General features: G+C 69.3%; 5 protein-coding genes and 1 pseudogene. All 6 read left to right on the forward strand.

Going from position 1 to position 5,737, the window contains the following annotated elements; translation table 11 throughout:
* Positions 1-1,067, forward strand: a 1,067-nt coding sequence (locus H0W38_RS15400; RefSeq protein ID WP_292455615.1) for an FAD-linked oxidase C-terminal domain-containing protein, incomplete at its 5' end; no start/stop codon positions are given.
* Positions 1,068-1,071: 4 nt separating this feature from the next.
* Positions 1,072-2,250: a glycolate oxidase subunit GlcE gene (gene glcE, locus H0W38_RS15405; protein WP_292455618.1), complete on the forward strand. Its 1,179-nt coding sequence runs from the start codon at positions 1,072-1,074 to the stop codon at positions 2,248-2,250.
* Between the two features lie 28 nt (positions 2,251-2,278).
* Positions 2,279-2,917 carry a DJ-1/PfpI family protein gene (locus H0W38_RS15410; protein ID WP_292455620.1) on the forward strand — a complete coding sequence of 213 codons (639 nt, stop codon included), beginning with the start codon at positions 2,279-2,281 and terminating at the stop codon, positions 2,915-2,917.
* A 9-nt stretch (positions 2,918-2,926) separates the two neighbouring features.
* Positions 2,927-4,171, forward strand: coding sequence for a glycolate oxidase subunit GlcF (gene glcF / locus H0W38_RS15415; RefSeq protein ID WP_292455623.1), 1,245 nt, complete (start codon positions 2,927-2,929; stop codon positions 4,169-4,171).
* Between the two features lie 140 nt (positions 4,172-4,311).
* Positions 4,312-4,995: a response regulator transcription factor gene (locus tag H0W38_RS15420; protein WP_292455625.1), complete on the forward strand. Its 684-nt coding sequence runs from the start codon at positions 4,312-4,314 to the stop codon at positions 4,993-4,995.
* 69 nt (positions 4,996-5,064) lie between these two features.
* Positions 5,065-5,737: pseudogene (locus H0W38_RS15425) on the forward strand (hypothetical protein); the annotation flags it as partial.

Below are 5,737 nucleotides of genomic sequence, written 5' to 3' on the forward strand. Positions count from 1 at the left end.
CGCCCGACCCGAGCAGCAAGATCGCCTGCACCATCGGCGGCAACGTGGCCGAGAACTCCGGCGGCATGCACTGCCTGAAGTACGGCCTGACGGTGCACAACGTGCTGCGCGTGCGCGGCTTCACCGTAGAGGGCGAGCCGGTCGAGTTCGGCTCGGAGGCGCTCGACGCGCCGGGGCTGGATCTGTTGTCGGCCGTGATCGGCTCCGAGGGCATGCTGGCCGTGACGCTCGAAGTCACGGTCAAGCTGGTGCCCAAGCCGCAACTCGCGCGCGCCATCCTGGCCAGCTTCGACGATGTGCAAAAGGCCGGCCATGCGGTCGCCGCGTTGATCGGCGCGGGCATCATCCCGGCCGGTCTGGAGATGATGGACAAGCCCATGACGGCCGCCGTCGAAGACTTCGTGCGGGCCGGCTACGACCTCGACGCTGCCGCGATCCTCATCTGCGAAAGCGACGGCACGCCCGAGGAAGTGGAAGAGGAGATCGGCCGCATGGTTGCGGTGATGGAGCAGGCCGGCGCCACGCGCTTTTCCATCAGCCGCGACGAGGCCGAGCGCCTGAAGTTCTGGAGCGGGCGCATGAACGCCTTCCCGGCCAGCGGGCGCATCAGCCCCGACTACATGTGCATGGACTCGACCATCCCGCGCAAGAAGCTGGCGGAAATCCTCACGCGCATCGGCGAGATGGAGATCAAGTACGACCTGCGCTGCTGCAACGTCTTTCACGCGGGCGACGGCAACCTGCACCCGCTCATCCTCTTCGATGCGAACGACCCCGACCAGCTGCACCGCGCCGAGCTCTTCGGTGCCGACATCCTGGAAACCAGCGTCATGCTCGGCGGCACCGTGACCGGCGAGCATGGCGTCGGCGTGGAAAAGCTCAGTTCCATGTGCGTGCAGTTCACGCCGGCCGAGCGCGAGCAGATGTTCGGGCTGAAGCGCGCTTTCGATCCGCAGGGCCTGTTGAATCCCGGCAAGGTCATCCCCACGCTGAGCCGCTGCGCCGAATACGGAAAGATGCATGTGAAGAAGGGCTTGCTGCCCTTTGCCCACCTGCCACGCTTTTGAGCCGATGAACACGACACAAGACGACGCGGCCGCGGCCACCACCGGGACCGCCCCGCGCACTCTCGCGGCGACCGAGCGACCCGACGCCGCGCTGAACGCCCTGGTGGAGCAGGTGCGCGCCGCGCAGGCGACCGGCACGCCGCTCGAGATCCGCGGTCATGGCTCCAAGGCCTTCTACGGCGGCGCCGTGACCGGCGAACCGCTCGAGACCGGCGCGCTCAGCGGCATCTCGAGCTACGAGCCGACGGAGCTGGTCGTCACCGCGCGCGCCGGCACGCCGATCGAGGCGCTGGAAGCGGCCCTGGCCGAGCAGGGCCAGTGCCTGCCCTTCGAGCCGCCGCGCTTTGCCGGTAGCGCGCACGGGCGCGGGACGCTCGGCGGCTTGGTCGCAGCAGGTCTGGCGGGGCCGTCTCGTGGCAGCGTCGGCGGCGTGCGCGACTACGTGCTCGGAGCCACCCTGCTCAACGGCCGGGCCGAGGTGCTGAGCTTCGGCGGCCAGGTGATGAAGAACGTCGCCGGCTACGACGTCTCGCGGTTGCTGGCCGGCTCGCTGGGCCTGCTGGGCGTGATCCTCGAGGTCTCGCTCAAGGTGCTGCCGGTGGCGCCGGCCACTGCCACGCTGCGCTTCGAGATGACCGAGCCCGCCGCGCTGCGCCAGCTCAATGCCTGGGGCGGGCAGCCGCTGCCCATCAACGCCAGCGCCTGGTGGGACGGCATGCTGCTTCTGCGCCTGCGCGGCGCGCGGGCCGCGGTCGATGCCGCCATCGCGCGCCTGGGCGGCGAGCGCATCGACGACGCGATGGCCACGCCGTTCTGGCAGGGCCTGCGCGACCATGGCGACGAGTTCTTCGTGCGCGCAGGAACCGCCGCCCAATCGGGCTCCGGCGCGGCGCTGTGGCGCCTGTCGGTGCCGCAGACCGCCGCGCCGCTCGATCTGGCCGGCGAGCAACTCATCGAGTGGGGCGGCGGCCAGCGCTGGTGGTGCAGTGCCGCCGATGCGGCCACCGTGCGGGAAACCGCGCAGCGCGCTGGCGGCCACGCCACGATGTTTCGCGGCGGCGACAAGGCGGCGGGCGTGTTCGCGCCGCTGGCCGCACCGCTGGCGCGCATCCACCGCGAACTCAAGCGCGAGTTCGACCCGGCCGGCGTGTTCAACCGCGGCCGGCTGTACCCGGATCTCTGAGCCGGCGCGTCATCACGAGGAGCACCGCATGCACATCGCCATCCTGACCTTCGACGGCTACAACGAACTGGACTCGCTCATCGCGCTCGGCATCCTCAACCGCGTCAAGCTGCCGGGCTGGCGCGTGTCGCTGGCCGCGCCGGGCGAGACGGTCACGTCGATGAACGGCGTGGTCGTGCACGCGCAGGCCTCGTTGGAGGAGGCCAGCTTGGCCGATGCGGTGATCGTCGGCAGCGGCATGCGCACCCGCGAGATCGTCCGCGATGCAGCCCTGCTCGCGCGTTTGCGGCTCGACCCGGCACGCCAGCTCATCGGCGCCCAGTGCTCCGGCACCTTGCTGCTCGCCAAGCTCGGGGTGCTCGACGGTGTGCCGGCCTGCACCGACCTCATCACCAAACCCTGGGTGCAGGAGGCCGGCGTCGAGGTGCTGCAACAGCCCTTCTTCGCGCGCGGCAACGTCGCCACCGCGGGCGGTTGCCTCGCCTCGCAGTACCTGGCGGCGTGGATCATCGCGCGCCTGGCCGGCCTCGAAGCCGCGCGCGACGCGCTGCACTACGTGGCGCCGGTGGGAGAGAAGGACGACTACGTGGCGCGTGCCATGAGCCACGTCTTGCCGTGTCTGCCGAGCGCCCCACAACACCCCGAGGCCGCGCTGGCGGCCCTCTGAATCCTCTTCATGCAAACGAATCTCGCTCCTGAATTTCTAGGCACCGCTGACGGCGCCGACGCCGAAGCCATCCTGCGCAAGTGCGTGCACTGCGGTTTTTGCACCGCCACCTGCCCGACCTATCAATTGCTCGGCGACGAGCTCGACGGCCCGCGCGGGCGCATCTACCTGATCAAGCAGGTGCTCGAAGGCGAACGGCCGACGCGCAAGACGCAGATCCACCTCGATCGCTGCCTGACCTGCCGCAACTGCGAGAGCACCTGTCCTTCGGGCGTGCAATACGGCGCGCTGGTCGACATCGGCCGGCGCATCGTCGACGCCAAGGTCGAGCGCCCGCCGGCCGAGCGCGCTGCGCGCATGGCACTCAAGGAGGGCCTGACCTCGCCGCTGTTCGCGCCGGCCATGAAGCTCGGCCAGTTGTTCCGTCCCTTCGTGCCGGCCGCGCTCAAGGGCAAGGTGCCGCCCAAGGCGCCCGCGCGCGCGCACCAGTGGCCGACGCGCACGCATGAGCGCAAGGTGCTCATGCTGCTGGGCTGCGTGCAACCCTCCATGGCGCCCAACATCAACAGCGCCACCGCGCGCGTGCTCGATGCGGCCGGCATCCAGACGCTGGTGGCCGACGGCGCGGGCTGCTGCGGCGCGATCCGCGCGCACCTGAACGACCACGAAGGCGGCTTGAACGACATGCGCCGCAACGTCGACGCCTGGTGGCCGCTGGTCGAGGGCCTGACCGGCCAGGGCAAGGTCGAGGCGATCGTGATGAACGCGTCGGGCTGCGGCGTGACGGTCAAGGACTACGGCCATCACCTGCGTCACGATCCGGCCTATGCCGAGCGCGCGAACAGGATCGCTGCGCTGACGAAAGACCTGAGCGAGCTGCTGCCCGAGCTGGTTCCCACCTTGAAGTCGAAGCTGCGGCGCAAGGCTCCCAAACTGGCCTACCACCCGCCCTGCACGCTGCAGCATGGGCAGCAACTGCGCGGTGGCGTCGAAGTCGCCTTCACCGAGCTGGGCTTCGAGGTGGCGATCGCACCCAGCGAAAGCCACCTGTGCTGCGGCTCGGCCGGCACCTATTCCGTGTTGCAACCCACGCTCGCTTATCAGCTGCGCGACCGCAAGCTGGCTGCGCTCGCGCCGCTTCGCGCAGAGGCGATCGTCTCGAGCAACATCGGCTGCATCCAGCACCTGCAAAGCGGGACCGGGGTGCCGGTGCGGCACTGGGTCGAGGTGCTGGATGAGGCGATTGCTGATTGAGTGGGACTCCGCAGCCCGCGATGCTGTATCTCTGCCGCGCCACAGCCGGGGTCTCGTGACGCTTTCCCTTGGGCAAGCACCTTCAGAAGGCATCCCCGGATAGCGACCGGCCCCTAAACTCCGGCTCGATGAGCCAGCCCTTGATCCTGATCGTCGACGACGATGCGGAGTTGTCGCAGATGCTGGTCGAGCTGTTGACGCGTGAAGGCTGGGCCGTGCACGCCGTCCTGACGGCGGGCGATGGCGAGCGAGCCATCCCCCAACGAAGGCCCGAGGTGGTCGTTCTCGATCTTATGTTGCCCGACGCCAACGGCCTGGACGTATGCCGGCGCTGGCGCGGGCTCTACCCGCATCTAGCCATTCTGATGCTCACGGCGCGCGGTGACGCGCTGGACCGAGTGCTGGGGCTGGAGATTGGCGCAGACGACTATCTGGCCAAGCCTTTCGATCGGCGCGAACTGGTCGCGCGGATACGTGCCTTGCTGCGTCGGCAGTTGCCGGGATGGGCCACGCCGGCCCTGCTGCGCTTCGACGGCTTGACGATCGACCGCCTACAGCGCGAAGTCGTCGTCGGCCAGCGCGTGGTGGCGCTGACCGGCATCGAACACAAGCTGCTGCTGGCGCTGGCTGGCGAGCCGGGCGTTCCACGTTCGCGCGAGCAGCTCTGCGCCGCGGCGCAGAGCGGCAATTACAGACCGCTCGACCGTACCGTCGACGTGCAGGTGGGACGACTGCGCCGCAAGCTGGATGAGGCCGCACCAGGGCGAGGCTGGATCGGAACCGTACGAGGTGAAGGCTATGTCTTCATGCCCCGCCGGGCTTGAATGCGGCGGCGGCAGCCTTGCATGACTCGAAGGCCCCGTTTCGACAGCCTGTTCGCCCGGCTGCTGCTCATGCAGGCGGTGCTGTCGGCATGCGCCGGCGTTCTGTTCGCGTCGCTGCTCATGATCGAACGCTCCGTCCTGCTGGCGCAGCCCTATGCCGAGATCTGGGCGCCGATGTTGGCCCGCGTCGCAGCCATGCCCCAGGACGCCGCGACGCTGCCTGCCATCGAGCGGCGGGCCATGCCACCGCAGGGCCCGAGCCTGCGCGTACCGAACAGGCCCGGTCCGTTGGCACTGCGAAAGGCATTGGCGCAGCGGGGCGTGCACGTAGACGACTTCCTGATCGAAGTGAGCGCAGGCGAGCCGAGAGTCTGGCTGCGCGTGCTGCCCCCAAGGTTACCGCCCGTCTGGCTGGGCATCTCAGAGCCGCTGCTTCTGCCGCAATGGTCATGGCGTCTGACGGTCGGCTCGGTGTTCGTGGTGCTGTTGGTCGCGGCGCTGAGTTGGGCCGTTGCCCGGCGGCTCGCCCGGCCCCTGGAGCAATTGCGCACGCATATCCAGGCGCATGCACCCGGAAGAAGGGATGCTGGGCCCGCTACCGCAGACCCGGCAGCGACAGTCGGCGCATCGGTCGAGATTGCCGCCATCTCGCGCGCCTACACGGACCTGCTGGCCCGGTCGATCGCTACGAGCGAGAGCGCGCCGTCCTGCTTGGTGGCGTGTCGCACGATCTGCGCAGTCC

The sequence above is a fragment of the Methylibium sp. genome, from assembly GCF_013817365.1.
Classification (GTDB): Bacteria; Pseudomonadota; Gammaproteobacteria; order Burkholderiales; family Burkholderiaceae_C; genus Methylibium.

Coding starts and splice junctions, on each gene's coding strand:
- glcE (WP_292455618.1), top strand. CDS start 1,072: ATGAACACGACACAAGACGACGCGGCCGCGGCCACCACCGGGACCGCC.
- H0W38_RS15410 (WP_292455620.1), top strand. CDS start 2,279: ATGCACATCGCCATCCTGACCTTCGACGGCTACAACGAACTGGACTCG.
- glcF (WP_292455623.1), top strand. CDS start 2,927: ATGCAAACGAATCTCGCTCCTGAATTTCTAGGCACCGCTGACGGCGCC.